This window comes from Vibrio sp. 2096, assembly GCF_033339595.1.
GTDB classification, from domain to species: Bacteria; Pseudomonadota; Gammaproteobacteria; order Enterobacterales; family Vibrionaceae; genus Vibrio; species Vibrio alginolyticus.
In genome coordinates, this window is record NZ_JAWOUX010000100.1 from 1 (window position 1) to 1,087 (window position 1,087).

Annotated in this window: 1 protein-coding gene and 1 pseudogene; both read right to left on the bottom strand. The window is 47.4% G+C overall.

Annotation, left to right across the window (positions count from 1 at the left end):
* The coding region (locus R7Q41_RS24335; RefSeq protein WP_318144746.1) for an alpha/beta fold hydrolase at positions 1–581 on the bottom strand (581 nt) is incomplete at its 3' end.
* A 157-nt stretch (positions 582–738) separates the two neighbouring features.
* Positions 739–1,087, bottom strand: a pseudogene (locus R7Q41_RS24340) (tRNA (adenosine(37)-N6)-threonylcarbamoyltransferase complex transferase subunit TsaD); the annotation flags it as partial.

Sequence of the window (1,087 nt, forward strand, 5' to 3'; positions counted from 1 at the left end):
ATGCGACCGATACGAGCAACTTCTACAGCTCGCTCACCTGTTAGCGATTCAAGGCTTTGTTTAAATGAAGCGACCAATTCTGGGTGAACTTGATCCGCGTTATTCGCAAAGAACAGTGGTGCAACGGCTTCGATAATAGGCTCAGGAACACCTTGAACTTGGCTGATGGTATCTAGCATCGCAAAGTATTTTTTATGCGTCACTTCTGGTTCCCAACCAATAAAGGTATCCATCAACACCAATGACTTCACTCGTTGCGGGGCTTGAGCGGTCAGTTCCGCGCCCCACATGCCGCCAACAGATAAGCCAACAGTGGAAAATTCGTCGATGTCCAAATGATCCATTAGCGCCAGCATGTGTTGGGCATAATCAACTAAAGACGTGGTCAAAGCAGGAGCGGCGTCCGATTCACCATGCGCCCATAAGTCAGGCACAATACAACGATAGGACTGGCTCAAAACTTCAATTTGAGGCGCCCACATTTGGCAATCCCATAAATAGCTATGTCCAAACAGCAGCACAGGCCCTTCGCCTTTGTCTAGGTAAGCAAGTTGCTGACCTTCAATTTCAAACTTATTCATTGTTATATCCATTTATTATTCTTCCGCGCCATCCTATCACTGAACACAAAGAAAACTGCTCACATCAGTCTGGAAATCTCGCGCCTTTTTCTTGGGAAAATAAACCACAAAAACAAAGGCCTCTATAAATAGAGGCCAGTCAATATACAAGGTTTGGTTACGCGATTGGCGTTAGCTGGTCAATTGGCCAGCGCGGACGCGCTTCCACCGACATATCTGCGACTTCACCGGTCTTCAAACGTTGCATACCCGCATACGCAATCATTGCACCGTTGTCAGTACAGAACTCGGTACGTGGGTAATACACTTCACCACCGATTTTCTTCGCAAGCTTCTCAAGCTCTGCACGCAAGCGACGATTCGCACTTACACCACCAGCAATAACGATGCGCTTCATACCGGTTTGCTCTAATGCACGCTTACATTTAATTGCCAACGTGGCACAAACGGCTTCTTCAAAAGCGTACGCAATATCAGCACGAGTCTGCTCGTCATCGCCATTCGCT